Here is a 24008-nt window from a genome sequence, read left to right as displayed (position 1 = left end):
ACGCACGCGGTCAGAACCGTTCGATAAGCGCTGACTTGTGTTCAGTCCTTCGGTGCGGAGCGGATCGTTACCAACACTCGACGTGTGGTGACAATCGAGCGCGAGGGTGGCGACCGGACGATGGACAACCACGGGCGCGGGGACGACCCGCGCCCAGCGGGGGGCGCCGAGCGGCCGCCCGATCCACTGCCGTACGAGGGAGTGTGGCGGTTCACCGCGGCCGCCGTGGACGCGTCGGTCCCGCAGGCGCGACACGCCGTACGGGACCTGCTGCTGCGCCAGGGCGTGCCGGTCTCCGACGACCTGGTCTACGGACTGCTGCTGATCGTCTCCGAGCTGGTCACGAACGCGGTCCGGCACGCGGCGCTGCTGTCGCCGGTGCTCGCCGTGGAGGTGGCCGTCGGGGCCGAGTGGGTGCGGGTGTCGGTGGAGGACAACCACCCCTACCGCCCCACCGCCCTGGAGGCCGATCACGGCCAGACCGGCGGGCGCGGGCTGCTCCTGGTCCGTGAGGTGGCCCAGGAGGCGGGCGGGGTGGTCGACGTGGAGCACACGGCGAGCGGCGGCAAGGTGATCTGGGCCGCCCTGCCGCTCAAGCCCGTGACCCTCGCCTGACGGTGGACTACCAGCCCGCGGACTCGCCCGTCAGCTCCCTGACCGCCGGACGGGCCGCGTCCAGCACGGTCATGAACCACGCCGAGAACGGGTCCCGGGCGTGCCGCTCCGCCAGCTCGGCCGCCGTCACGAAGGCGGTCTGACCGACCTCCTCCGGGTCCGGCGCGAGCGGCGCCTGCACCAGGCCGACGAACAGGTGGTTGAACTCCTGCTCGACCAGGCCCGAGGTCGGGTCCGGGTGGTTGTAGCGGACCGTGCCCGCCTCCGCCAGCAGCGACGGCGACACGCCCAGCTCCTCGTACGTCCGCCGGGCCGCGGCCGCGAAGGGCGCCTCGCCGGGGTAGGGGTGGCCGCAGCAGGTGTTGGACCACACACCGGGGGAGTGGTACTTGCCGAGCGCCCGCTGCTGGAGCAGCAGCCGGCCCTGCTCGTCGAAGAGGAACACCGAGAACGCCCGGTGCAGCTGTCCCGGTGGCTGATGGGCGGCGAGCTTCTCCGCGGTGCCGATCGTCACGCCCTTCTCGTCGACCAGTTCCAGCAAAATCGCCTCTGCGGTGCCGTTCGACGAGCTGTGCGTCTCGGTGGCAGGTGTGATCGGCATACCCATCCTTCGCCTCGGTCTTCGCACCCCAAGTCTGCCGTACGAATCCGGCACTCCCGGCACTTCCCGGCACGTCCGCATGTCCCGCGCGGGGGGCGGCACCGAGGTGGGGCCCGGTAGGTCATCGTGCCCGGCGGGCCCAGCAGGGAACCGTCACGGAATATCGAACGAATGTGTGTGCGGTCAGTGGCACAGACGTGCCTCGTGCTCCGCATGCCCGCCCGGCTCCAGCTGGAAGGTGCAGTGCTCCACGTCGAAGTGGCCGCCCAGGCAGCCCTGCAGCTCGTGCAGCATCTTCTCGTTCCCGATGGCGTTGAGCACCTCCGAGCTGACCACCACGTGCGCGGAGAGCACGGGCAGGCCCGAGGTGATCGTCCAGGCGTGCAGATCGTGTACGTCCTCCACGCCGTCCAGGGCCAGGATGTGCGCCCGCACCTCCGCCATGTCGACGTCCTTGGGGGCCGCCTCCAGCAGTACGTCCAGCGTCTCGCGCAGCAGCTTCAGCGTCCTCGGCACGATCATCAGCCCGATGACGAGCGAGGCGATCGGGTCGGCCGCCTGCCAGCCCGTGGTGAGGATCAACGTCGCGGAGATCAGCACCGCCACCGAGCCCAGCGCGTCCGCGGCCACCTCCAGGAAGGCGCCGCGCACGTTCAGGCTCTCCTTCTGCCCGCGCATCAGCAGGGTGAGCGACACGGTGTTCGCGACCAGGCCGACGAAGCCGAACACGATCATCAGGCCGCCGCGGGTCTCCGCGGGCGTGACGAACCGCTGGATCGCCTCGTACAGGACGTAGCCGCCGACGCAGAGCAGCAGCAGACAGTTGGCCAGGGCGGCGAGGATCTCGGCGCGGGCGTAGCCGAAGGTGCGGTTGGTGCTCGGCGGGCGGTTCGCGAAGTGGATGGCGAGCAGCGCCATGCCCAGACCCACCGCGTCGGTCGCCATGTGGGCCGCGTCCGCGATCAGGGCGAGCGAGTCCGCGAGCAGACCGCCGGCGATCTCGACCACCATGACCATGAGCGTGATGCCCAGCGCCACGCGCAGCCGGCCACGGTAGGCGGCCGCGGCCGTGCCCGTGGGCGGCACATGGCTGTGCGTATGCCCGTGGTCGTGCCCTGCCCCCATGAGAAGTCCACCCTTCCGTGTTGCTCCCGAGCTGACAGTCAACTACGGGTGGGGGGTATCGGGCAACGCGGCACTGAACACCGTTGTCATGTGCCCTGACCTGCGCAAACGAACCGCTGGTCAGGGCGTTGCCGGCCTACTTGCCGTGGTGCAGCTGCCAGCCCTGCCAGGCCGACTCCACCATCTCGCGCACCCCGCGCCGGGCCCGCCAGCCCAGCGTCTCGGCGGCCCGCTCGGCCGAGGCGACCGCGCGCGGCGCGTCCCCCGGGCGGCGCCCCTCCACCAGCGGCGCCCGCCGGTCGCCGGTGACCTCACCGATGACCGTGATCAGCTCGCGCACCGAGACGCCCTCGCCGCGGCCGATGTTCAGCGTCAGATCGCCGGACAGGTCCCCATCGGCCAGCCGCCGGGCCGCCGCGAGATGCGCCTCGGCGAGGTCGGCCACGTGAATGTAGTCACGGATGCAGGTGCCGTCCGGCGTCGGATAGTCGGCGCCGAAGATCCGCGGGGCCTCGTCGCGGGTGAGCCGGTCGAAGACCATCGGCACGATGTTGAACACACCCGTGTCCGACAGTTCCGGCGCGGCCGCGCCCGCCACGTTGAAATAGCGCAGGCACACCGTGGAGATTCCGTGCGCGGCTCCCGCCGCTCGCACCAGCCACTCCCCGGTGAGCTTGGTCTCGCCGTACGGGTTCACGGGCGCGCACGGGGTGTCCTCGGTGATGAGGTCCACGTCCGGGTTGCCGTACACGGCCGCCGACGAGGAGAACAGCAGCCGGCCGACGCCGGCCTCGGCCATCGCGTCCAGGAGGGTGGCCAGCCCGCCCACGTTCTCCCGGTAGTAGCGGGTGGGCTGGGCCACGGACTCGGCCACCTGCTTGCGCGCCGCGAGATGGACGACACCCGTCACGCCGTAGTCCGCGAAGACCCGCTTCAGCAGGTCGCCGTCCATCGTCGAACCCTCGACGAGCGGGACGTCCGCGGGAAGGCGCGAGGGCACGGCGGCCGACAGGTCGTCGAGCGCCACGACGCTCTCTCCCGCGCCCGTCATGGCCCGTGCCACATGCGCCCCGATGTATCCGGCTCCGCCGGTGATCAGCCACGTCATGGTCGCCCACCCTATGCCGCCCCGTCCGCATGTCCCTGATGCCCGGGTCTGGGGCCACGGTTTGTGGGGCGGGCCCCGGATCACCGATGATGATCGCGGCAAAGGCCGGGGCAGCCCCCGTGGGCCGGACCGTGAACGGCCGGTGAACAAGGGATCGAGTCCATCGGATACCCTTCGCCGACATGCCGCCCGGGAGCCGCTGGCCGGGGCGCCCCAACCACGCAGAAGACCGGCGCCGCCACGCCGGCACCCAGGGAGTGAGTTCGGTTGTCGACCGCCATCGTCACCGGTCAGCCGGTGCCCGGATCGTCGCTCGAGAACGATCTGCGGTCCCTCGGCTTCGACGTGCGCGCGGCCACCGACGCCCTTGAGGCGGAGAGCCTCCTCGCGGCCGTCCCGACCGACCGGCGCGTGGCCCTGGTCGACGCTCGCTTCGTCGGCCACCTGCACGCCCTGCGCCTCGGCCTCACCGACCCGCGCTTCCCGCTCGCCGCCGTCCCCGGAGCCGTCACCGCCCAGCCCGCCGCCCGGCAGGCGCTGACCCGGGCCCTGGCCCGCGAGACCTCCGTCGGCGGCGGTACGGCCGTGGTCGTCGACAGCGTCGCCGACCGCGTCGTCACCGCCCTCGACGCCGACGGCAGCGCGGTCCACCGTCCCGAGCTGGGCAGCCTCGTCGCCGCCGTGCCGGAGGACCCGCAGGCCCGCAACGAGGCCCGGCAGGCCGTCTCCGCCGTCGACGACGAGGCCGTACGCCTGAAGTCGGCCGTGAAGTCCCGCGACGGCTTCTTCACCACGTTCTTCATCAGCCCGTACTCGCGCTACATCGCCCGCTGGTGCGCCCGCCGGGGCCTGACCCCCAACCAGGTCACCACCGCCTCGCTGCTCACCGCGCTGATAGCGGCGGGCTGTGCGGCGACCGGCACCCGCGCCGGGTTCGTCGCGGCCGGCGTGCTGCTGATCGCCTCGTTCGTCCTGGACTGCACCGACGGCCAGCTCGCCCGCTACGCCCTGAAGTACTCCACGCTCGGCGCCTGGCTGGACGCCACCTTCGACCGGGCCAAGGAGTACGCCTACTACGCGGGACTCGCCCTCGGCGCGGCGCGCGGCGGCGACGACGTGTGGGCCCTCGCCCTCGGCGCGATGATCCTGCAGACCTGCCGGCACGTCGTGGACTTCTCCTTCAACGAGGCCAACCACGACGCCACCGCCAACACCAGCCCCACCGCCGCCCTCTCCGACAAGCTGGACAGCGTCGGCTGGACGGTCTGGCTGCGCCGGATGATCGTCCTGCCCATCGGCGAACGGTGGGCCATGATCGCCGTCCTCACCGCGGCCACCACCCCCCGCATCACCTTCTACGTGCTCCTCGTCGGGTGCGCCTTCGCCGCGACGTACACCACGGCCGGCCGTGTGCTGCGCTCGGTGACCCGCAGGGCGAAGCGTACGGACCGGGCCGCCCAGGCCCTGGCGGACCTCGCCGACAACGGACCGCTCGCCGCCCTCGTGGTCCGCCTGACGCGCCTGCGCCCCGGCGCCCCGCTCCTGGTGGCACTCGCGGGTGTGGCGGTCCTCACCGTGAACCTCTTCGTCGGGTGGCCCGTCCTGGGTGCCGCCGTCTACGCGGTCACCTCCGGCTGGGCCCTGTCCCGCCCCCTCAAGGGCGCCCTGGACTGGCTGATCCCGCCGTTGTTCCGGGCCGCCGAGTACGGCACGGTGCTCGTCCTGGCGAGTGACGCAGGGGTGAACGGAGCCCTCCCTGCGGCTTTCGGCCTGGTGGCCGCAGTCGCCTACCATCACTACGACACGGTGTACCGCATCCGCGGCAACGCCGGAGCGCCCCCGGCCTGGCTGGTCCGTGCCATCGGGGGCCAGGAGGGGCGGACGGTGCTCGTCACCGTCCTCGCGGCGGTCCTCGCCGCCTCGCAGTTCAAGGTCGCGCTCACGGTCCTCGCCGTGGTCGTCGCCCTGGTGGTGCTCATCGAGAGCATCCGCTTCTGGGTGTCCGCAGGGGCACCCGCCGTACACGATGAAGGAGAACCCGCATGATCGGCCTCGTGCTGGCGGCCGGCGCCGGACGGCGTCTTCGCCCCTACACCGACAGCCTTCCCAAGGCACTCGTGCCGGTGGGCCCCGCGGGCATAGAGGACTCGATCACGGTGCTCGACCTCACGCTCGGCAACTTCGCCGAGATCGGCCTGACCGAGGTCGCGATCATCGTCGGCTACCGCAAGGAGGCCGTGTACGAGCGCAAGGCGGCCCTGGAGGCGAAGTACGGCCTCAAGCTGACCCTCATCGACAACGACAAGGCCGAGGAGTGGAACAACGCCTACTCCCTGTGGTGCGGCCGTGACGCCCTCAAGGACGGTGTGATCCTCGCCAACGGCGACACCGTGCACCCGGTCTCCGTCGAGAAGACGCTGCTCGCCGCCCGCGGCGACGGCAAGAAGATCATCCTCGCGCTGGACACCGTGAAGTCCCTCGCCGACGAGGAGATGAAGGTCGTCGTCGACCCCGCCAAGGGCGTCCAGAAGATCACCAAGCTGATGGACCCCGCCGAGGCGACCGGCGAGTACATCGGCGTCACCCTGATCGAGGGCGACGCCGCTCCCGACCTGGCCGACGCGCTGAAGACGGTCTGGGAGACCGACCCGCAGCAGTTCTACGAGCACGGGTACCAGGAGCTGGTGAACCGCGGCTTCAAGATCGACGTCGCGCCGATCGGTGACGTCCAGTGGGTCGAGATCGACAACCACGACGACCTCGCCCGCGGACGGGAGATCGCGTGCCAGTACTGACACGGCTCATTCCGTCGCCGGTCGTCGTGGACATCCGCCCGGGTGCCCTCGACGACCTGGCCGGAGTGCTTGCCGACGAGCGGATCTCGCAGTCGGGGCGGCTCGCCGTCGCCGTCAGCGGCGGATCCGGCGCCAAGCTGCGCGAGCGCATCGCCCCCTCGCTGCCCGGCGCCACCTGGTACGAGGTCGGCGGCGGCACCCTCGACGACGCGATCCGGCTGGCCGGCGACATCAAGGCCGGCCACTTCGACGCGGTCGTGGGCCTCGGCGGCGGCAAGATCATCGACTGCGCCAAGTTCGCCGCGGCGCGCGTCGGCCTGCCGCTGGTCGCCGTGCCGACGAACCTCGCGCACGACGGCCTGTGCTCGCCGGTCGCCACCCTCGACAACGACGCCGGGCGCGGCTCCTACGGTGTGCCGAACCCGATCGCCGTCCTGATCGACCTGGACGTGATCCGCGAGGCACCGGCGCGCTTCGTCCGCTCCGGCATCGGCGACGCCATCTCCAACATCAACTCGGTCGCGGACTGGGAGCTGTCCCACCGCGTCAACGGCGAGAAGATCGACGGTCTGGCCGCGGCCATGGCCCGCCAGGCGGGCGAGGCGGTGCTCCGGCACCCCGGCGGCATCGGCGACAACGACTTCCTCCAGGTGCTCGCCGAGGCGCTGGTCCTCACCGGTATCTCCATGTCGATCTCGGGTGACTCCCGGCCCGCCTCGGGCTCCTGCCACGAGATCAACCACGCCTTCGACCTGCTCTTCCCCAAGCGCGCCGCGAGCCACGGCGAGCAGTGCGGGCTCGGTGCCGCCTTCGCGATGTACCTGCGTGGAGCGCACGAGGAGTCGGCGTACATGGCCGAGGTGCTGCGTCGGCACGGGCTTCCGGTACTGCCGGAGGAGATCGGCTTCACGCTGGACGAGTTCGTCCGCGCCGTGGAGTTCGCTCCGGAGACCAGACCCGGCCGCTACACGATCCTCGAGCACCTCGACCTCAAGACGAACCAGATCAAGGACATCTACGCCGACTATGTCAAGGCCATCGGTAGCTGAACTCCGACCGGTCGTCCACCCCGCCGGGGTGAAGGACCGGCGCAGCGGTGAGCACTGGGCGGGACGCCTCTACATGCGCGAGGTGTCCCTGCGCGTCGACCGCTACCTGGTGAACACCAGGGTCACGCCCAACCAGCTCACGTACCTGATGACCGTCTGCGGTGTGCTCGCGGCCCCGGCACTGCTGGTGCCGGGGATCGCGGGCGCCGTGCTCGGCGTGGTCGCCACCCAGCTGTACCTCCTGCTGGACTGCGTCGACGGCGAGATCGCCCGCTGGAAGAAGCAGTACTCGCTCGGCGGGGTCTACCTGGACCGCGTCGGCGCGTACCTGACCGACGCGGCCGTCCTGGTCGGCCTCGGCCTGCGCGCCGCCGACCTGTGGGGCACGGGCCGTATCGACTGGCTGTGGGCCTTCCTCGGCACCCTCGCCGCGCTCGGCGCGATCCTGATCAAGGCCGAGACCGACCTCGTCGGTGTCGCCCGGCACCAGGCCGGTATGGCGCCGGTCAAGGAGGCGGCGTCCGAGCCGCGCTCCTCCGGCATGGCGCTGGCCCGCCGGGCCGCCTCGGCGCTCAAGTTCCACCGGCTGATCCTCGGCATCGAGGCCTCGCTGCTGATCCTGGTCCTCGCGATCCTGGACCAGATCCACGGCGACCTGTTCTTCACCCGGCTCGGCACCGCCGTGCTCGCCGGCATCGCCGTGCTGCAGACCGTGCTGCACCTGGTGTCCATCCTCGCCTCCAGCAGGCTGAGGTGAGCGGCATGAAGGTCGGCGCGGTCATCATCACCATGGGCAACCGGCCCGAGGAGCTGCGTGCGCTGCTCGACTCGGTCGCCAAGCAGGACGGCGACCCGGTCGAGGTGGTCGTCGTCGGCAACGGCTCGCCCGTCCCGGACGTCCCCGAGGGCGTACGGACCATAGAGCTGCCCGAGAACCTGGGCATCCCCGGCGGCCGCAACGTCGGCATAGAGGCCTTCGGCCCCAGCGGCCGCGACGTCGACATACTCCTCTTCCTCGACGACGACGGCCTGCTCGCCCGCCACGACACCGCCGAGCTGTGCCGCGAGGCGTTCGCCGCCGACCCGAAGCTCGGCATCGTCAGCTTCCGCATCGCCGACCCGGACACGGGCGAGACCCAGCGCCGGCACGTCCCGCGGCTGCGCGCCTCCGACCCGATGCGCTCCTCCCGGGTCACCACCTTCCTCGGCGGCGCCAACGCGGTCCGCACCCGGGTCTTCGCCGAGGCCGGCGTGCTCCCGGACGAGTTCTTCTACGCCCACGAGGAGACCGACCTCGCCTGGCGGGCCCTCGACGCGGGCTGGATGATCGACTACCGGTCCGACATGGTGCTGTACCACCCGACGACCGCGCCCTCGCGGCACGCGGTGTACCACCGCATGGTCGCCCGCAACCGGGTCTGGCTGGCCCGGCGCAACCTCCCCGCGCTCCTCGTCCCCGTCTACCTCGGGGTCTGGCTGCTGCTCACCCTGCTGCGCCGCCCCTCGGGACCGGCCCTGAGGGCCTGGTTCGGCGGCTTCAAGGAGGGCTGGACCTCCCCGTGCGGCCCCCGCCGCCCGATGCGGTGGCGCACTGTGTGGCGGCTCACACGACTGGGCCGGCCCCCCGTCATCTGAGAAGCTCGACCGTGCGGGCCGCGCCCTGAGGGCGGGCCCGAAGCCGGATCCGACGCAGCGGGACGGCGCACGCACGACGAACCACGCCGACCACGACGTTCACGACGAACCCGACGCACTCGAAGACGAAAGCTTCCACCTGTGAGTGAGACAACAACCGACGGCGGTGTCGCGGTGACCGCGGCCCCGTCGCCCGACGAGGGACTGACGGCGGCCCAGCTCGCCGCCAAGTACGGGCTCGCCGTGAGCGGTGCTCGGCCCTCGCTCACCGAGTACGTCCGGCAGCTGTGGGGGCGGCGCCATTTCATCCTCGCCTTCTCGCAGGCGAAGCTGACCGCGCAGTACAGCCAGGCCAAGCTCGGCCAGCTGTGGCAGGTGGCGACCCCGCTGCTGAACGCGGCGGTCTACTACTTCATCTTCGGCGTCATCCTGCACGCGAGCCGGGGCATGTCCAAGGACGTGTACATCCCGTTCCTCGTCACGGGCGTGTTCGTCTTCACCTTCACGCAGAGCTCGATCATGTCGGGCGTCCGCGCGATCTCCGGCAACCTGGGCCTGGTGCGCGCCCTGCACTTCCCGCGCGCCTCGCTGCCCGTCTCCTTCTCGCTGCAGCAGCTGCAGCAGCTGCTCTTCTCGATGATCGTGATGTTCATCGTGGCGATCGGCTTCGGCAGCTGGCCGGGCCTGTCCTGGCTGCTGATCGTGCCGGTCCTGGTGCTGCAGTTCCTGTTCAACACCGGGCTCGCGCTGATCGTGGCGCGCATGGGCGCCAAGACGCCGGACCTGGCCCAGCTGATGCCGTTCATCCTGCGGACCTGGATGTACGCATCCGGAGTCATGTTCTCCATCAGCAAGATGATGGAGGGCCGTCCCGAGTGGGTGGTCCGCCTGCTGCAGGTGAACCCGGCCGCCGTCTACATGGACCTGATGCGCTTCGCGCTGATCGACGGGTACGGCGCCTCGAACCTGCCGCCGCACGTGTGGGCCATCGCCCTGTTCTGGGCCGTGGCCGCCTTCGCCGGCGGGTTCGTGTACTTCTGGAAGGCGGAGGAGAGGTATGGCCGTGGCTGAGCAGAACCCCCAAGGCAGCGCCGAGCGGCGCCCGACGGTCATCGCCGACGACCTGCACATCGTCTACCGGGTCAACGGCGCGAAGACGGGCAAGGGCAGTGCGACGGCCGCCCTGAGCCGCATAATCAAGCGCGGCGAGGAGCGGGGCGTACGCAAGGTGCACGCCGTGCGCGGAGTCTCCTTCGTCGCCTACCGCGGTGAGGCCATCGGCCTGATCGGCTCCAACGGCTCGGGCAAGTCCACCCTGCTGCGCGCCATCGCCGGTCTGCTGCCCGCCGAGAAGGGCAAGGTCTACACCGACGGCCAGCCCTCGCTGCTCGGTGTGAACGCTGCCCTGATGAACGACCTCACCGGCGAGCGCAACGTGATCCTCGGCGGCCTCGCCATGGGCATGTCCCGTGAGCAGGTCAAGGAGCGCTACCAGGAGATCGTCGACTTCTCGGGCATCAACGAGAAGGGCGACTTCATCACCCTGCCGATGCGCACCTACTCCTCCGGCATGGCGGCCCGGCTGCGCTTCTCCATCGCCGCCGCCAAGGACCACGACGTCCTCATGATCGACGAGGCGCTGGCCACCGGTGACCGCAAGTTCCAGAAGCGCTCCGAGGAGCGCATCCGGGAACTGCGCAAGGAGGCCGGCACGGTGTTTCTGGTCAGTCACAACAACAAGTCCATTCGCGACACCTGCAACCGTGTCCTGTGGCTGGAGCGCGGCGAACTGCGCATGGACGGGCCGACCGAAGAGGTCCTCAAGGAGTACGAGAAGTTCACGGGCAAGTGACCCGTTGAGCCGTTTCGGCCAGGGCCCCGTCGGCAACCGTCCGGTGGGGCCCTGCGTCTGCAAAAGAAGCGTCAACTCCCGGCGCCCTTAGGAATCTTGACGCCAATCGGTGTGTTGTTGTGATGTGCAGGACACCCCGACGGACCTTGCTGCGTTGTACAACGTAAGCTGTACGGGTGCCGGAAAGCGGCAAGTAGGGCCATAATGCGCGACACCCTCCCGGCGGCAACCCCCCGGAGGGCCGGGCGGCGTGTCCGAAATAGTGTGTATCGGATCGGCAGTGTAGAACGGGAGATGTGACGGCAATGGCTACGGAAACTCCCCAGCTCAACGCAGCATGTGCCGTCCCCGCCCCGGGCAGCGCGCGGTGACGGGAACCGAAACGGCGCCGGAACTGGAGCGCGCCACGCTGGACAAGGCTGCGAGCGAGAACTTCCCCGTGGCCCCCTTTTTCCTGCCCCGGGCCTGGCGTGCCGACCTCATGGCGGTGTACGGCTTCGCCCGCCTGGTGGACGACATCGGCGACGGCGACCTGGCCCCCGGCGGAGCCGACGCGCGCGTCCTGGGCGTGACGGTCACCGAGGCCGAGGACCGGCTGGCCCTCCTCGACGCCTTCGAGGCCGACCTGCGGCGTGTCTTCGACGGCACGCCCCGCCACCCGCTGCTCCGCCGCCTGCAGCCCACCGTCCGCCGCCGCGCCCTCACCCCCGAGCCCTTTCTCGGCCTGATCGCCGCCAACCGCCAGGACCAGCTGGTCGCACGGTACGAGACCTACGACGACCTCATCGCCTACTGCGAACTGTCCGCCAACCCCGTCGGCCGCCTCGTCCTCGCCGTCACCGGTACCTCGACCCCCGAGCGGATCCGCCTCTCCGACGCCATCTGCACCGCACTGCAGATCGTGGAACACCTCCAGGACGTGGCCGAGGACTTCGGCCGTGACCGGATCTATCTGCCCGCCGAGGACATGAAGCGCTTCCACGTCCAGGAAACGGATCTTGCCGCGAAAACCACGGGCGCATCGTTGCGCGCTCTGGTTGCATACGAAGCGCAACGCGCCCGCGATCTGCTGAATGAAGGCGCCCCCTTGGTGGGTAGCGTCCACGGCAGGTTGAAGCTGCTGCTCGCGGGGTTCGTGGCAGGGGGGAGGGCGGCGATCCGGGCGATCGCCGCCGCCGAATACGACGTACTTCCCGGCCCGCCCAGACCCGGCAAGGTCCAGTTGCTGCGTGAGGTGGGCGTGACCCTGCGAGGAGAGGGGTGATCCGGACCGTGGAGTCTGTGCCACACGTGTCCGCACCGGTACTCGCCGCCTACAGCTACTGCGAGGCCGTCACCGGGCAGCAGGCCCGCAACTTCGCGTACGGCATCCGCTTGCTGCCGGCGCCCAAGCGCCGTGCCATGTCCGCGCTGTACGCCTTCTCCCGGCGTGTCGACGACATCGGCGACGGCGACCTGCCCGGCGAGGTCAAGGTCGCGCGCCTGGAGGACACCCGGGCGCTGCTCGACCGGGTCCGCGCGGGCCGGGTCGAGGAGGACGACACCGACCCGGTGGCCGTCGCCCTCACCCATGCCTCCCACGCCTTCCCGATCCCGCTCGGCGGCCTTGACGAGCTGATCGACGGCGTCCAGATGGACGTGCGCGGGGAGAGCTACGAGACCTGGGACGACCTGAAGGTCTACTGCCGCTGCGTGGCCGGCGCCATCGGCCGCCTCTCGCTCGGCGTGTTCGGCACGGAACCGGGGGCGCGCGGCGCCGAGCGCGCGTCCGAGTACGCCGACACGCTCGGTCTCGCACTGCAGCTCACCAACATCCTCAGAGACGTCCGCGAGGACGCCGAGGGCGGCCGTACCTATCTGCCCGCCGACGACCTCGCGAAATTCGGGTGCTCGGCCGGTTTCAACGGGCCGACCCCACCGGAGGGCTCCGACTTCGCGGGCCTCGTGCACTTCGAAGTGCGGCGGGCCCGCGCCCTTTTCGCCGAGGGATACCGGCTCCTCCCCATGCTCGACCGGCGCAGCGGCGCCTGCGTCGCCGCCATGGCCGGCATCTACCGCCGCCTGCTCGACCGCATCGAGCGCGACCCGGAGGCCGTGCTGCGCGGCCGTGTCTCGCTGCCCGGACGCGAGAAGGCGTACGTCGCCGTACGCGGACTGTCGGGCCTCGACACCCGGCACGTGTCCCGGCGGACCCTCAGGAGGCGCGCCTGATGGACTCTGTTGACGAGGCGGATTCCGACGGCCCGATGCGGCGGGCAACCCTCCGCTGCGGCGTGGCGTCCCTGACTGCGACGGCCGAGCGTGCACCGTTCATCCAGCACGCCCGGCAGGCACGGAAGGACGCACGATGAGCGACGGCGCACACCACTCGCAGGCGCACGCCGACACCCCGGCACCGGCAGGACGCAGCGCCGTCGTGGTCGGCGGCGGCCTCGCCGGGATCACCGCTGCGCTCGCGCTCGCCGACGCGGGCGTCCGGGTCACCCTGCTCGAAGGCAGGCCGAGACTGGGCGGCCTCGCCTTCTCCTTCCAGCGCGGCGAACTGACCGTCGACAACGGCCAGCACGTGTACCTGCGCTGCTGCACCGCCTACCGCTGGTTCCTCGACCGCATCGAGGGCGCGGCGCTGGCACCGCTGCAGGATCGTCTCGACGTGCCCGTTCTCGACGTGAACCGGCCCGAGGGACGCCGGCTCGGCAGGCTGCGGCGCGACGCCCTGCCCGTACCCCTGCATCTGGGCCGGAGCCTGGCCACCTATCCGCACCTGTCGCTCGCCGAGCGTGCCGCGGTCGGGCGTGCCGCGCTCGCGCTCAAGGGGCTCGACCTCGCCGATCCGACCCTGGACACCCAGGACTTCGGCAGCTGGCTGGCCGCCCACGGCCAGTCGGCGCGTGCCGTCGAGGCCCTGTGGGACCTGGTCGGGGTCGCCACCCTCAACGCGGTCGCGGGCGACGTCTCGCTGGGGCTCGCCGCGATGGTGTTCAAGACCGGTCTGCTGTCCGACCCGGGCGCGGCCGACATCGGCTGGGCCCATGTCCCGCTGGGCGAACTGCACGACCGGCTGGCCCGCAAGGCGCTCGACTCCGCGGGCGTCCGTACCGAGGTCCGTACACGCGTCACCTCCGTCTCCAACAACGAAAACGGGACCTGGAGCGTTCAGGTTCCCGGCGAGACGCTCCAAGCTGACGCGGTCGTCCTCGCCGTACCCCAGCGCGAGACGTACGACCTGCTGCCACCCGGCGCCCTCGACGCCCCCGAACAGCTGTTGAGGATCGGCACCGCGCCGATCCTCAACGTGCATGTCGTCTACGACCGCAAGGTGCTCGCCCGGCCCTTCTTCGCCGCCCTCGGCACCCCCGTGCAGTGGGTCTTCGACCGCACGGACGCGTCCGGGCTCGCCGAGGGGCAGTACCTGGCCCTCTCCCAGTCCGCCGCGCAGGACGAGATCGACGCACCGGTCGCCGAGCTGCGCGAGCGCTACCTGCCCGAGCTGGAGCGCCTCATCCCGGGCACACGCGGCGCGGCGGTGAAGGACTTCTTCGTGACCCGGGAGCGCACGGCGACGTTCGCTCCCACCCCCGGCGTCGGGCGGCTGCGGCCCGGCGCCCGCACCAAGGCCCCCGGCCTGTACCTGGCCGGAGCGTGGACCGCCACCGGGTGGCCCGCGACCATGGAAAGTGCGGTCCGCAGTGGAGTGAGCGCGGCCGACGCCGCGCTGAGCACCCTGGGCCGGCCCCGCCCCCGCCGCCTCTTCGAGTTCGAGGAGGCGGCGTGACGCTCGATCAGCACGCGGCAGGCCCCCGCACCCCCGGTACCGCAACAAGAGGAGAGACTGTGCCCACTGTTCCCCCGGCCTCGACGCCCGCTCGGAGGACCGCGGTGGACGTAGCCGCGCTTCTGGAGCGCGGCCGGACCCTGGCCACCCCGGTCCTGCGTGCGGCCGTGGACCGCCTGGCGCCTCCGATGGACACCGTCGCCGCCTACCACTTCGGCTGGATCGACGCGGCCGGCAACCCGGCCGACGGCGACGGCGGCAAGGCCGTGCGCCCCGCCCTGGCCGTCCTCTCCGCCGAGGTCACCGGCGCCGCACCCGAGGTGGGCATCCCCGGGGCCGTCGCCGTCGAACTCGTCCACAACTTCTCGCTGTTGCACGACGACCTGATGGACGGCGACGAGCAACGCCGGCACCGCGACACGGTCTGGAAGGTGCACGGCCCCGCCCAGGCCATCCTGGTCGGCGACGCCCTGTTCGCCCTCGCCAACGAGATCCTGCTGGAGCTCGGCACCGTCGAGGCCGGCCGCGCCACCCGCCGCCTGACCGCCGCCAGCCGCGCCCTGATCGACGGTCAGGCGCAGGACATCTCCTACGAGCACCGCGACCGCGTCAGCGTCGAGGAGTGCCTGGAGATGGAGGGCAACAAGACCGGCGCCCTGCTCGCCGCCTCCAGCTCCATCGGCGCGGTGCTCGGCGGCGCCGACGACCGCACCGCCGACACCCTGGAGAAGTACGGCTACCACCTGGGCCTCGCCTTCCAGGCCGTCGACGACCTGCTCGGCATCTGGGGCGACCCGGACTCCACCGGCAAGCAGACCTGGAGCGACCTGCGCCAGCGCAAGAAGTCCCTGCCGGTCGTGGCCGCGCTCGCCGCGGGCGGCTCCGCCTCCGAGCGGCTCGGCGAGATCCTCGCCGCCGACGCCAAGAGCAGCGACTTCGAGAACTTCTCCGAGGAGGAGTTCGCGGCCCGCGCCGCCCTCATCGAGGAGGCCGGCGGCCGCGAGTGGACGGCCGAGGAAGCACGCCGTCAGCACACCATCGCCATCGAAGCCCTCGGCGCCGTCGACATGCCCGAACAGGTGCGGGCCGCCTTCACGGCACTCGCCGACTTCGTCGTCGTACGAAAGAGATGATCATTATCGGTCGAATAGCCCTCGCGTAGTCGCCGGCCGGTGTCGAGGGACGACGGACACCGGCCGACGGCGGACCCACAGCAGCACGACTCGCACGACTGCACTAAGGGGAAGCCATGACAGCGACGACCGACGGAAGCACCGGGGCGACCATCCCGCCCCGCGCTGCCGCGGCCAGCGAAACCGACATCGCCACCCCCGCGGCGGCCGGGGTACAAGAAGCCGCCGAACGCGCCGCACGGCGCGCCACCGACTTCCTGCTGGCACGGCAGGACGCCGAGGGCTGGTGGAAGGGCGACCTCGAGACGAACGTCACCATGGACGCCGAGGACCTGCTGCTCCGTCAGTTCCTGGGGATCCGCGACGAGGCGACGACACAGGCCGCCGCCCTGTTCATCCGCGGCGAGCAGCGCGCGGACGGCACCTGGGCCACGTTCTACGGCGGGCCCGGCGAACTGTCCACCACCGTAGAGGCGTACGTCGCCCTCCGTCTGGCCGGTGACGCGCCCGACGCCCCGCACATGGCGAAGGCCTCCGCCTGGATCCGCGAGCGAGGCGGGATCGCCGCCGCCCGGGTGTTCACCCGGATCTGGCTGGCCCTGTTCGGCTGGTGGAAGTGGGAGGACCTGCCCGAACTCCCGCCGGAGCTGATCTACTTCCCCAGCTGGATGCCGCTCAACATCTACGACTTCGGCTGCTGGGCCCGGCAGACCATCGTGCCGCTGACCATCGTCTCGGCCAAGCGCCCGGTCCGCCCGGCGCCCTTCCCGCTGGACGAGCTGCACACCGACCCGGCGGACCCCAACCCGGCCAAGCCGCTGGCGCCGGTGGCCAGTTGGGACGGCGCGTTCCAGCGCCTGGACAAGGCGCTGCACCAGCTGCGCAAGGTCGCGCCGCGCCGCCTGCGCAGGGCCGCGATGAACTCCGCCGCCCGCTGGATCATCGAGCGCCAGGAGAACGACGGCTGCTGGGGCGGCATCCAGCCACCGGCCGTGTACTCGGTCATCGCCCTGCACCTGCTCGGCTACGACCTCCAGCACCCGGTGATGCGCGAGGGCCTCGCCTCGCTGGACCGTTTCGCCGTATGGCGCGAGGACGGCGCCCGGATGATCGAGGCCTGCCAGTCCCCGGTGTGGGACACCTGCCTCGCCACCATCGCGCTCGTCGACGCCGGCCTGCCCGTCGACCACCCCCAACTGGTCAAGGCCGCCGACTGGATGCTCGGCGAGGAGATCGTCCGGCCCGGCGACTGGTCCGTGAAGCGGCCCGGACTGCCGCCCGGCGGCTGGGCGTTCGAGTTCCACAACGACAACTACCCGGACATCGACGACACCGCCGAGGTCGCCCTCGCGCTGCGCCGGGTCAGGCACCACGACCCCGACCGGGTGGACGGGGCGATCGGACGCGCGGTGCGCTGGAACCTCGGGATGCAGTCGAAGAACGGCGCCTGGGGCGCCTTCGACGTCGACAACACCAGCCCGTTCCCGAACCGGCTGCCGTTCTGCGACTTCGGCGAGGTCATCGACCCGCCGTCCGCGGACGTCACCGCGCACGTGGTCGAGATGCTGGCCGCCGAGGGCCTCACCCACGACCCTCGCACCCGGCGCGGCATCCAGTGGCTGCTCGCCGAACAGGAGCCGGACGGCTCGTGGTTCGGGCGCTGGGGCGTCAACTACGTCTACGGCACCGGCTCGGTGGTGCCCGCGCTGACCGCGGCCGGGCTGCCCGGTTCGCACCCGGCGATCCGGCGGGCCGTGAGCTGGCTGGAGAGCGTCCAGAACGACGACGGCGGCTGGGGCGAGGACCTGCGCTCCTACAAGTACGTCAAGGAGTGGAGCGGCCGCGGCGCCTCCACCGCCTCGCAGACCGCCTGGGCGCTGATGGCCCTGCTCGCGGCGGGGGAGCAGGACTCCAAGGCTGTCGAGCGCGGTGTCCGGTGGCTGGCCGAGACCCAGCAGGAGGACGGGTCCTGGGACGAGCCGTACTTCACCGGCACCGGCTTCCCCTGGGACTTCTCCATCAACTACCACCTCTACCGGCAGGTCTTCCCGCTCACCGCGCTCGGCCGGTACCTGCACGGCGACCCGTTCGAGCGGCAACTGCTCGCCAAGACCGAGAAGCCGCTCTCCGAGGCCAAGGGGAGCTGAATGAGCGCCCAGCCCGCCCCGGCCCCGCTGCTGATCGCCTGCGCGCTCGGCATCGAGCACCTCGCCCTGCGCACCGGTGATCGGAGCGGTGCGGGTGGGTCGTTCACCGTCGTCCGTACGGGCATGGGTCCCAGGGCGGCGGAACGCTCCGTCACCCGGCTCCTCGCGGACCCGGCGCTGGCCGACGCGGCCGTCCTGGCCACCGGTTTCTGCGCCGGGCTCGCACCCGGGATGCACCCCGGCGACCTGGTCGTCGCCGAGGAGACCCGGGACCCGCACGGGACCGTCCCGTGCGTGGGCACCGACCTGCTCGTCAAGGAACTCGTGCGCATCCTGCCCGGGCGCACCGTCCACACCGGGCCCGTCACCGGCTCCGACCATGTCGTGCGCGGCCATGAGCGGTCCGCCCTGCTCGCGACCGGCGCGATCGCGGTCGACATGGAGTCCGCGGCCACGCTCCTGAGCGCCGTCCGCGCCGGCGAGCGCCCGGTTGCGGCCGTACGGGTGGTCGTGGACGCTCCAGAACATGAACTCGTCCGGATCGGCACGGTGCGCGGTGGAATATCAGCCTTCCGCGTTCTTCGTACCGTCCTTCCTGCTTTTTTCGAATGGCACCGTTCTTTGTTGCTCCCCCGGAGGTGAGCCAGATGGCCATGCCGCTGCGTCAGTCCATCAAGGTCGCTACTTACCTGGCTGAACAGAAGATCCGCAGGCGGGACAAGTTTCCGCTCATCGTCGAGCTGGAACCGCTGTTCGCCTGCAACCTCAAGTGCGAGGGCTGCGGCAAGATCCAGCACCCGGCGGGTGTGCTCAAGCAGCGCATGCCGGTGGCGCAGGCCGTGGGCGCGGTGCTGGAGTCCGGTGCGCCGATGGTGTCCATCGCCGGTGGCGAGCCGCTGATGCACCCTCAGATCGACGAGATCGTGCGCCAGTTGGTGGCCAGGCGGAAATACGTCTTCCTGTGCACCAACGCCATGTTGCTGCGCAAGAAGATGGACAAGTTCACACCCTCGCCCTACTTCGCCTTCGCTGTGCACATCGACGGGCTGCGCGAGCGGCACGACGAGTCCGTCGCGAAGGAGGGCGTGTTCGACGAGGCGGTGGAGGCCATCAAGGAGGCCAAGCGGCGCGGCTTCCGGGTGACCACCAACTCGACCTTCTTCAACACCGACACCCCGCAGACCATCATCGAGGTGCTCAACTTCCTCAACGACGACCTCGAGGTCGACGAGATGATGATCTCGCCCGCCTACGCCTACGAGAAGGCGCCCGACCAGGAGCACTTCCTCGGCGTCGAGCAGACCCGGGAGCTGTTCAAGAAGGCCTTCTCGGGCGGCAACCGCAGGCGCTGGCGGCTCAACCACTCCCCGCTCTTCCTGGACTTCCTGGAGGGCAAGGTCGACTTCCCGTGCACCGCGTGGGCGATCCCGAACTACTCGCTCTTCGGCTGGCAGCGCCCCTGCTACCTGATGAGCGACGGGTACGTGCCGACGTACCGCGAACTCGTCGAGGAGACCGACTGGGACAAGTACGGCCGCGGCAAGGACCCGCGCTGCGCCAACTGCATGGCGCACTGCGGCTACGAGCCCACCGCCGTCCTCGCCACCATGGGCTCCCTGAAGGAGTCGCTGCGGGCCATGCGCGAGACCGTCGCCGGAAACCGGGAGTGACGCCATGACCGCCGTCCCCTTGGGCGTTCCCGAGGTACCGGCCCGGCCGGTCGCACCGCGGCGCGTGTCGCGGCAGATCCATGTCGGTCCGGTGGCGGTCGGGGGCGGAGCCCCGGTGTCGGTGCAGTCGATGACGACGACCCGTACGTCGGACATCGGCGCCACCCTGCAGCAGATAGCCGAACTCACCGCGTCCGGCTGCCAGATCGTCCGCGTCGCCTGCCCCACGCAGGACGACGCGGACGCTCTCGCGACCATCGCCAGGAAGTCGCAGATCCCGGTGATCGCGGACATCCACTTCCAGCCGAAGTACGTGTTCGCGGCGATCGAGGCGGGCTGCGCGGCGGTCCGGGTGAACCCGGGCAACATCAAGAAGTTCGACGACCAGGTGAAGGAGATCGCGCGGGCGGCGAGGGACCACGGCACGCCGATCCGGATCGGCGTCAACGCCGGCTCCCTGGACCGGCGCCTGCTCCAGAAGCACGGCAAGGCGACGCCCGAGGCGCTGGTCGAGAGCGCGCTGTGGGAGGCGTCGCTCTTCGAGGAGCACGACTTCAGGGACATCAAGATCTCGGTCAAGCACAACGACCCGGTCGTGATGATCGAGGCCTACCGGCTGCTCGCCGAGAGCTGCGACTACCCGCTGCACCTGGGGGTCACCGAGGCCGGCCCGGCCTTCCAGGGCACGATCAAGTCGGCGGTGGCCTTCGGGGCACTGCTGTCGCGGGGGATCGGCGACACCGTCCGGGTCTCGCTGAGCGCCCCGCCCGCCGAGGAGGTCAAGGTCGGCATCCAGATCCTGGAGTCCCTGGGGCTGCGGCAGCGGCGCCTGGAGATCGTCTCCTGTCCGTCCTGCGGGCGGGCCCAGGTCGACGTGTACAAGCTGGCCGACGAGGTCACGGCGGGGCTGGACGGCATGGAGGTGCCGCTGCGGGTCGCGGTGATGGGGTGTGTCGTCAACGGTCCCGGCGAAGCCCGCGAGGCAGATCTCGGGGTTGCCTCGGGCAACGGCAAGGGCCAGATCTTCGTCAGGGGCGAGGTCGTCAAGACCGTCCCCGAGTCCAGGATCGTGGAGACCCTCATCGAGGAGGCCATGAAGCTCGCGGAACAGACGAAGTGAGTTGGGGTTGAAGCACGGCACGGACCGAGAGGGGGCCCAGCGTGACGATTCTGGAGAGCATCAGGGGACCACGCGACCTGAAGGCGCTGTCCGAGGCGGAACTCGGTGAACTGTCCGAAGAAATCCGTGAGTTCCTGGTGCACGCGGTGGCGAGAACCGGCGGCCACCTGGGGCCCAACCTGGGGGTGGTGGAACTCTCCATCGCGCTCCACCGGGTCTTCGAGTCGCCGGTCGACCGCATCCTGTGGGACACCGGCCATCAGAGCTATGTCCACAAGCTGCTGACGGGGCGTCAGGACTTCTCCAAGCTGCGCGGCAAGGGCGGCCTGTCCGGCTATCCCTCGCGCGAGGAGTCCGAGCACGACGTCATCGAGAACAGCCACGCCTCGACCGCGCTCGGGTGGGCCGACGGCCTGGCCAAGGCCAACCAGGTGCAGGGGGAGAAGGGCCACGTGGTCGCGGTCATCGGCGACGGCGCGCTGACCGGCGGCATGGCCTGGGAGGCGCTGAACAACATCGCGGCCGCCAAGGACCGGCCGCTGATCATCGTCGTCAACGACAACGAGCGGTCGTACTCCCCGACCATCGGGGGCCTGGCCAACCACCTGGCCACCCTGCGCACCACCGACGGCTACGAGAAGGTCCTCGCCTGGGGCAAGGACGTGCTGCTGCGGACCCCGGTCGTCGGCCACACCGTCTACGAGTCCCTGCACGGCGCGAAGAAGGGCTTCAAGGACGCCTTCGCCCCGCAGGGCATGTTCGAGGACCTGGGCCTGAAGTACGTCGGTCCGATCGACGGGCACGACATCAAGGCCGTCGAGTCGGCGCTGCGGCGGGCCAAACGCTTCCACGGGCCCGTCCTGGTCCACTGCCTCACGGAGAAGGGCCGCGGCTACGAACCCGCCCTCGCCCACGAGGAGGACCACTTCCACACCGTCGGCGTGATGGACCCGCTCACCTGCGCACCGCTCGTGCCGTCCAACGGGCCCTCCTGGACCTCGGTGTTCGGCGACGAGATCGTCAGGATCGGTGAGGAGCGGGAGGACGTCGTGGCGATCACGGCGGCCATGCTGCACCCGGTGGGCCTCGGCAAGTTCGCCGAGCGCTTCCCGGACCGGGTGTGGGACGTGGGCATCGCCGAGCAGCACGCGGCCGTCTCCGCCGCCGGTCTCGCCACCGGCGGACTGCACCCGGTCGTCGCCGTCTACGCCACCTTCCTCAATCGCGCCTTCGACCAGCTGCTGATGGACGTCGCCCTGCACCGGTGCGGGGTGACCTTCGTGCTGGACCGGGCCGGCGTCACCGGCGTGGACGGGGCGTCGCACAACGGCATGTGGGACATGTCCGTCCTGCAGGTCGTCCCCGGCCTCAGGATCGCCGCGCCGCGCGACGCCGACCAGCTGCGCGCCCAGCTGCGCGAGGCCGTCGCCGTGGACGACGCGCCCACTCTGGTCCGCTTCCCGAAGGAGTCCGTCGGCCCGCGGATCCCTGCGGTCGACCACGTCGGCGGCATGGACGTCCTGCACCGCGGCGAAGACCCCGAGGTGCTGCTGGTGGCCGTCGGCGTGATGGCGCCGGTGTGCCTGCAGGCCGCCGAGCTGCTGGCGGCGCGGGGCATCGGCTGCACGGTGGTCGACCCCCGTTGGGTCAAGCCCGTCGACCCGGAGCTGCCGGTGCTGGCCGCCGCACACCGGCTGGTGGCCGTCGTGGAGGACAACAGCCGGGCCGCGGGGGTCGGTTCGGCCGTGGCGCTCGCCCTCGGCGACGCCGACGTGGACGTGCCGGTACGGCGGTTCGGCATCCCGGAGCAGTTCCTCGTGCACGCCAAGCGCAGCGAGGTGCTGGCCGACATCGGCCTCACGCCCGTCGAGATCGCCGGCCGGATCGGCGCGAGCCTGGCCGTCAAGGACCCGGGTCTCGCCGTCAAGGAGACGCGTCAGGCCGTCAAGAACGCGGGGGGCAGAGTCAAGGAGAAAGCTGAATGACCAAGGAGTTCGACCTCGGCGCCCTCCTCGCCGACCGCGGAGCCGAGCGCTACGAGCTGCACGCGAAGTACCTGAACCCGCAGCTCCCGCGCATGCTGCACACCATCGGCTTCGACAAGGTCTACGAGCGCGCCGAGGGCGCCCACTTCTACGACGCGGACGGCAACGACTACCTGGACATGCTCGCCGGGTTCGGGGTGATGGGCCTCGGCCGCCACCACCCGGTCGTCCGCAAGGCGCTGCACGACGTCCTGGACCTCGACCTCGCCGACCTCACCCGCTTCGACTGCCAGCCGCTGCCCGGCCTGCTCGCGGAGCGGCTGCTCACCCACAGCCCGCACCTGGACCGGGTGTTCTTCGGCAACAGCGGCACCGAATCGGTCGAGACCGCCCTGAAGTTCGCCCGGTACGCCACCGGCAGGCCGCGCGTCCTCTACTGCGACCACGCCTTCCACGGCCTGACCACCGGCTCCCTGTCGGTCAACGGCGAGGACGGCTTCCGGGACGGCTTCGCCCCGCTGCTGCCCGACACCGCGGTACCCCTCGGCGATCTCGACGCGCTCGCACGGGAGCTGAAGAAGGGCGACGTGGCCGCGCTGATCGTGGAGCCGATCCAGGGCAAGGGCGTCCACGAGGCCCCGCCCGGCTATCTGCGCGCCGCGCAGGACCTGCTGCACCGGCACAAGGCGCTGCTCATCGCCGACGAGGTGCAGACCGGCCTCGGCCGCACCGGCGACTTCTACGCCTACCAGCACGAGGAGGGCGTCGAACCGGATCTGGTGTGCGTGGCCAAGGCGCTGTCCGGCGGCTACGTCCCGGTCGGCGCGACCCTGGGCAAGGACTGGATCTTCAGGAAGGTCTACTCGTCCATGGACCGCGTCCTGGTCCACTCGGCGAGCTTCGGGTCCAACGCGCAGGCGATGGCGGCCGGCCTCGCCGTGCTGTCGGTGATGGAGGACGAGCAGATCGTCGCCGGGGTGCGCACCACGGGCGACCTGCTGAAGTCCCGGCTCACCGCGCTGATCGACAAGTACGAGCTGCTCGCCGACGTCCGCGGCCGGGGCCTGATGATCGGCATCGAGTTCGGGAAGCCCGGCTCGCTGAAGCTGCGCAGCCGCTGGACCATGCTCCAGGCCGCGCGCAAGGGCCTGTTCGCGCAGATGGTGGTCGTACCGCTGCTGCAACGGCACCGGATCCTCACCCAGGTCTCCGGCGACCACCTGGAGGTCATCAAGCTCATCCCGCCGCTGGTCGTGAACGAGGCCGACGTGGACCGGTTCGTGGACGCCTTCACGGCGGTGATGGACGACGCGCACAGCGGCGGCGGCCTGATGTGGGACTTCGGCAAGACCCTGATCAAGCAGGCGGTGGCCAACCGCTGAAGCCGGGCTTTTGCCT

General features: G+C 70.9%; 22 protein-coding genes. 19 read left to right on the top strand and 3 right to left on the bottom strand.

What is annotated here, in order from left to right:
• Nucleotides 1–120 precede the first annotated feature (120 nt).
• The gene (locus ACFY3C_RS03045) at nt 121–615 is read left to right on the top strand and encodes an ATP-binding protein (protein ID WP_389185032.1); all 495 of its coding nucleotides are present in this window, start codon (nt 121–123) and stop codon (nt 613–615) included.
• A gap of 7 nt (nt 616–622) precedes the next feature.
• Here ACFY3C_RS03045 and idi read toward each other — a convergent pair whose 3' ends face one another.
• The 3 genes from idi to galE form a co-directional block, all read right to left on the bottom strand.
• Nucleotides 623–1216: an isopentenyl-diphosphate Delta-isomerase gene (gene idi, locus ACFY3C_RS03040; RefSeq protein WP_390769473.1), complete on the bottom strand. Its 594-nt coding sequence runs from the start codon at nt 1214–1216 to the stop codon at nt 623–625.
• A 183-nt stretch (nt 1217–1399) separates the two neighbouring features.
• Nucleotides 1400–2341, bottom strand: coding sequence for a cation diffusion facilitator family transporter (locus ACFY3C_RS03035; protein WP_390769472.1), 942 nt, complete (start codon nt 2339–2341; stop codon nt 1400–1402).
• 136 nt (nt 2342–2477) lie between these two features.
• Nucleotides 2478–3449, bottom strand: coding sequence for a UDP-glucose 4-epimerase GalE (gene galE, locus ACFY3C_RS03030; RefSeq protein WP_390769471.1), 972 nt, complete (start codon nt 3447–3449; stop codon nt 2478–2480).
• A gap of 267 nt (nt 3450–3716) precedes the next feature.
• On the opposite strand from galE, the gene ACFY3C_RS03025 reads away from it, so the two are divergent.
• The 18 genes from ACFY3C_RS03025 (at nt 3717) to ACFY3C_RS02940 (ending at nt 23992) form a co-directional block, all read left to right on the top strand.
• Entirely contained in the window at nt 3717–5495 is a 1779-nt protein-coding gene (locus tag ACFY3C_RS03025; protein WP_390769470.1) for a DUF5941 domain-containing protein, read from the top strand.
• A complete protein-coding gene (locus ACFY3C_RS03020; protein WP_145877662.1) occupies nt 5492–6244 on the top strand; it encodes a sugar phosphate nucleotidyltransferase in 753 nt (250 codons plus the stop codon). The genes ACFY3C_RS03025 and ACFY3C_RS03020 overlap by 4 nt, the downstream gene beginning before the upstream one ends.
• A complete protein-coding gene (locus ACFY3C_RS03015) occupies nt 6232–7293 on the top strand; it encodes an iron-containing alcohol dehydrogenase family protein (protein WP_386577799.1) in 1062 nt (353 codons plus the stop codon). Before ACFY3C_RS03020 ends, ACFY3C_RS03015 begins: the two co-directional genes overlap by 13 nt.
• Nucleotides 7271–8050: a CDP-alcohol phosphatidyltransferase family protein gene (locus tag ACFY3C_RS03010; RefSeq protein ID WP_386577800.1), complete on the top strand. Its 780-nt coding sequence runs from the start codon at nt 7271–7273 to the stop codon at nt 8048–8050. Before ACFY3C_RS03015 ends, ACFY3C_RS03010 begins: the two co-directional genes overlap by 23 nt.
• 5 nt (nt 8051–8055) lie before the next feature.
• Nucleotides 8056–8928, top strand: a complete 873-nt coding sequence (locus ACFY3C_RS03005; RefSeq protein ID WP_390769469.1) for a glycosyltransferase family 2 protein — start codon at nt 8056–8058, stop codon at nt 8926–8928.
• Nucleotides 8929–9069: 141 nt separating this feature from the next.
• Nucleotides 9070–9999: an ABC transporter permease gene (locus tag ACFY3C_RS03000; RefSeq protein WP_386577802.1), complete on the top strand. Its 930-nt coding sequence runs from the start codon at nt 9070–9072 to the stop codon at nt 9997–9999.
• A complete protein-coding gene (locus tag ACFY3C_RS02995) occupies nt 9986–10780 on the top strand; it encodes an ABC transporter ATP-binding protein (RefSeq protein WP_390769468.1) in 795 nt (264 codons plus the stop codon). The genes ACFY3C_RS03000 and ACFY3C_RS02995 overlap by 14 nt, the downstream gene beginning before the upstream one ends.
• Before the next feature lie 337 nt (nt 10781–11117).
• A complete protein-coding gene (hpnC, locus tag ACFY3C_RS02990; RefSeq protein WP_386577804.1) occupies nt 11118–12044 on the top strand; it encodes a squalene synthase HpnC in 927 nt (308 codons plus the stop codon).
• Nucleotides 12041–12991: a presqualene diphosphate synthase HpnD gene (gene hpnD / locus ACFY3C_RS02985; RefSeq protein WP_390769467.1), complete on the top strand. Its 951-nt coding sequence runs from the start codon at nt 12041–12043 to the stop codon at nt 12989–12991. The genes hpnC and hpnD overlap by 4 nt, the downstream gene beginning before the upstream one ends.
• A complete protein-coding gene (locus tag ACFY3C_RS02980; protein ID WP_390769466.1) occupies nt 12991–13131 on the top strand; it encodes a DUF6380 family protein in 141 nt (46 codons plus the stop codon). Before hpnD ends, ACFY3C_RS02980 begins: the two co-directional genes overlap by 1 nt.
• The gene (gene hpnE, locus ACFY3C_RS02975; protein ID WP_390769465.1) at nt 13128–14555 is read left to right on the top strand and encodes a hydroxysqualene dehydroxylase HpnE; all 1428 of its coding nucleotides are present in this window, start codon (nt 13128–13130) and stop codon (nt 14553–14555) included. The genes ACFY3C_RS02980 and hpnE overlap by 4 nt, the downstream gene beginning before the upstream one ends.
• A 59-nt stretch (nt 14556–14614) precedes the next feature.
• Complete coding sequence (locus ACFY3C_RS02970; protein WP_386577807.1) at nt 14615–15688, top strand: polyprenyl synthetase family protein; 1074 nt, start codon at nt 14615–14617, stop codon at nt 15686–15688.
• A 116-nt stretch (nt 15689–15804) separates the two neighbouring features.
• Nucleotides 15805–17835: a squalene--hopene cyclase gene (shc, locus tag ACFY3C_RS02965; protein ID WP_390769464.1), complete on the top strand. Its 2031-nt coding sequence runs from the start codon at nt 15805–15807 to the stop codon at nt 17833–17835.
• Nucleotides 17836–18477 carry a 1-hydroxy-2-methyl-2-butenyl 4-diphosphate reductase gene (locus tag ACFY3C_RS02960; protein ID WP_390769463.1) on the top strand — a complete coding sequence of 214 codons (642 nt, stop codon included), beginning with the start codon at nt 17836–17838 and terminating at the stop codon, nt 18475–18477. It begins immediately after the preceding gene.
• Nucleotides 18478–18482: 5 nt separating this feature from the next.
• A complete protein-coding gene (gene hpnH / locus ACFY3C_RS02955) occupies nt 18483–19505 on the top strand; it encodes an adenosyl-hopene transferase HpnH (RefSeq protein ID WP_386577810.1) in 1023 nt (340 codons plus the stop codon).
• A gap of 4 nt (nt 19506–19509) precedes the next feature.
• Nucleotides 19510–20625: a flavodoxin-dependent (E)-4-hydroxy-3-methylbut-2-enyl-diphosphate synthase gene (ispG, locus tag ACFY3C_RS02950; protein WP_386577811.1), complete on the top strand. Its 1116-nt coding sequence runs from the start codon at nt 19510–19512 to the stop codon at nt 20623–20625.
• 41 nt (nt 20626–20666) lie between these two features.
• Entirely contained in the window at nt 20667–22610 is a 1944-nt protein-coding gene (dxs, locus tag ACFY3C_RS02945; protein ID WP_390769462.1) for a 1-deoxy-D-xylulose-5-phosphate synthase, read from the top strand.
• Nucleotides 22607–23992 carry an aspartate aminotransferase family protein gene (locus ACFY3C_RS02940; RefSeq protein WP_390769461.1) on the top strand — a complete coding sequence of 462 codons (1386 nt, stop codon included), beginning with the start codon at nt 22607–22609 and terminating at the stop codon, nt 23990–23992. The genes dxs and ACFY3C_RS02940 overlap by 4 nt, the downstream gene beginning before the upstream one ends.
• Nucleotides 23993–24008 lie beyond the last annotated feature (16 nt).

Source organism: Streptomyces sp. NPDC001410 (assembly GCF_042895235.1).
Lineage (GTDB): Bacteria > Actinomycetota > Actinomycetes > Streptomycetales > Streptomycetaceae > Streptomyces.
The sequence above is the reverse complement of the archived record's forward strand: the minus strand, read 5'-3'. Positions and strand labels throughout refer to the sequence as shown.

Coding starts and splice junctions, on each gene's coding strand:
- ACFY3C_RS03045 (WP_389185032.1), top strand. CDS start 121: ATGGACAACCACGGGCGCGGGGACGACCCGCGCCCAGCGGGGGGCGCC.
- idi (WP_390769473.1), bottom strand. CDS start 1,216: ATGCCGATCACACCTGCCACCGAGACGCACAGCTCGTCGAACGGCACC.
- ACFY3C_RS03035 (WP_390769472.1), bottom strand. CDS start 2,341: ATGGGGGCAGGGCACGACCACGGGCATACGCACAGCCATGTGCCGCCC.
- galE (WP_390769471.1), bottom strand. CDS start 3,449: ATGACGTGGCTGATCACCGGCGGAGCCGGATACATCGGGGCGCATGTG.
- ACFY3C_RS03020 (WP_145877662.1), top strand. CDS start 5,492: ATGATCGGCCTCGTGCTGGCGGCCGGCGCCGGACGGCGTCTTCGCCCC.
- ACFY3C_RS03010 (WP_386577800.1), top strand. CDS start 7,271: ATGTCAAGGCCATCGGTAGCTGAACTCCGACCGGTCGTCCACCCCGCC.
- ACFY3C_RS03005 (WP_390769469.1), top strand. CDS start 8,056: ATGAAGGTCGGCGCGGTCATCATCACCATGGGCAACCGGCCCGAGGAG.
- ACFY3C_RS02995 (WP_390769468.1), top strand. CDS start 9,986: ATGGCCGTGGCTGAGCAGAACCCCCAAGGCAGCGCCGAGCGGCGCCCG.
- hpnC (WP_386577804.1), top strand. CDS start 11,118: ATGTGCCGTCCCCGCCCCGGGCAGCGCGCGGTGACGGGAACCGAAACG.
- ACFY3C_RS02980 (WP_390769466.1), top strand. CDS start 12,991: ATGGACTCTGTTGACGAGGCGGATTCCGACGGCCCGATGCGGCGGGCA.
- hpnE (WP_390769465.1), top strand. CDS start 13,128: ATGAGCGACGGCGCACACCACTCGCAGGCGCACGCCGACACCCCGGCA.
- shc (WP_390769464.1), top strand. CDS start 15,805: ATGACAGCGACGACCGACGGAAGCACCGGGGCGACCATCCCGCCCCGC.
- ACFY3C_RS02960 (WP_390769463.1), top strand. CDS start 17,836: ATGAGCGCCCAGCCCGCCCCGGCCCCGCTGCTGATCGCCTGCGCGCTC.
- hpnH (WP_386577810.1), top strand. CDS start 18,483: ATGGCCATGCCGCTGCGTCAGTCCATCAAGGTCGCTACTTACCTGGCT.
- ispG (WP_386577811.1), top strand. CDS start 19,510: ATGACCGCCGTCCCCTTGGGCGTTCCCGAGGTACCGGCCCGGCCGGTC.
- ACFY3C_RS02940 (WP_390769461.1), top strand. CDS start 22,607: ATGACCAAGGAGTTCGACCTCGGCGCCCTCCTCGCCGACCGCGGAGCC.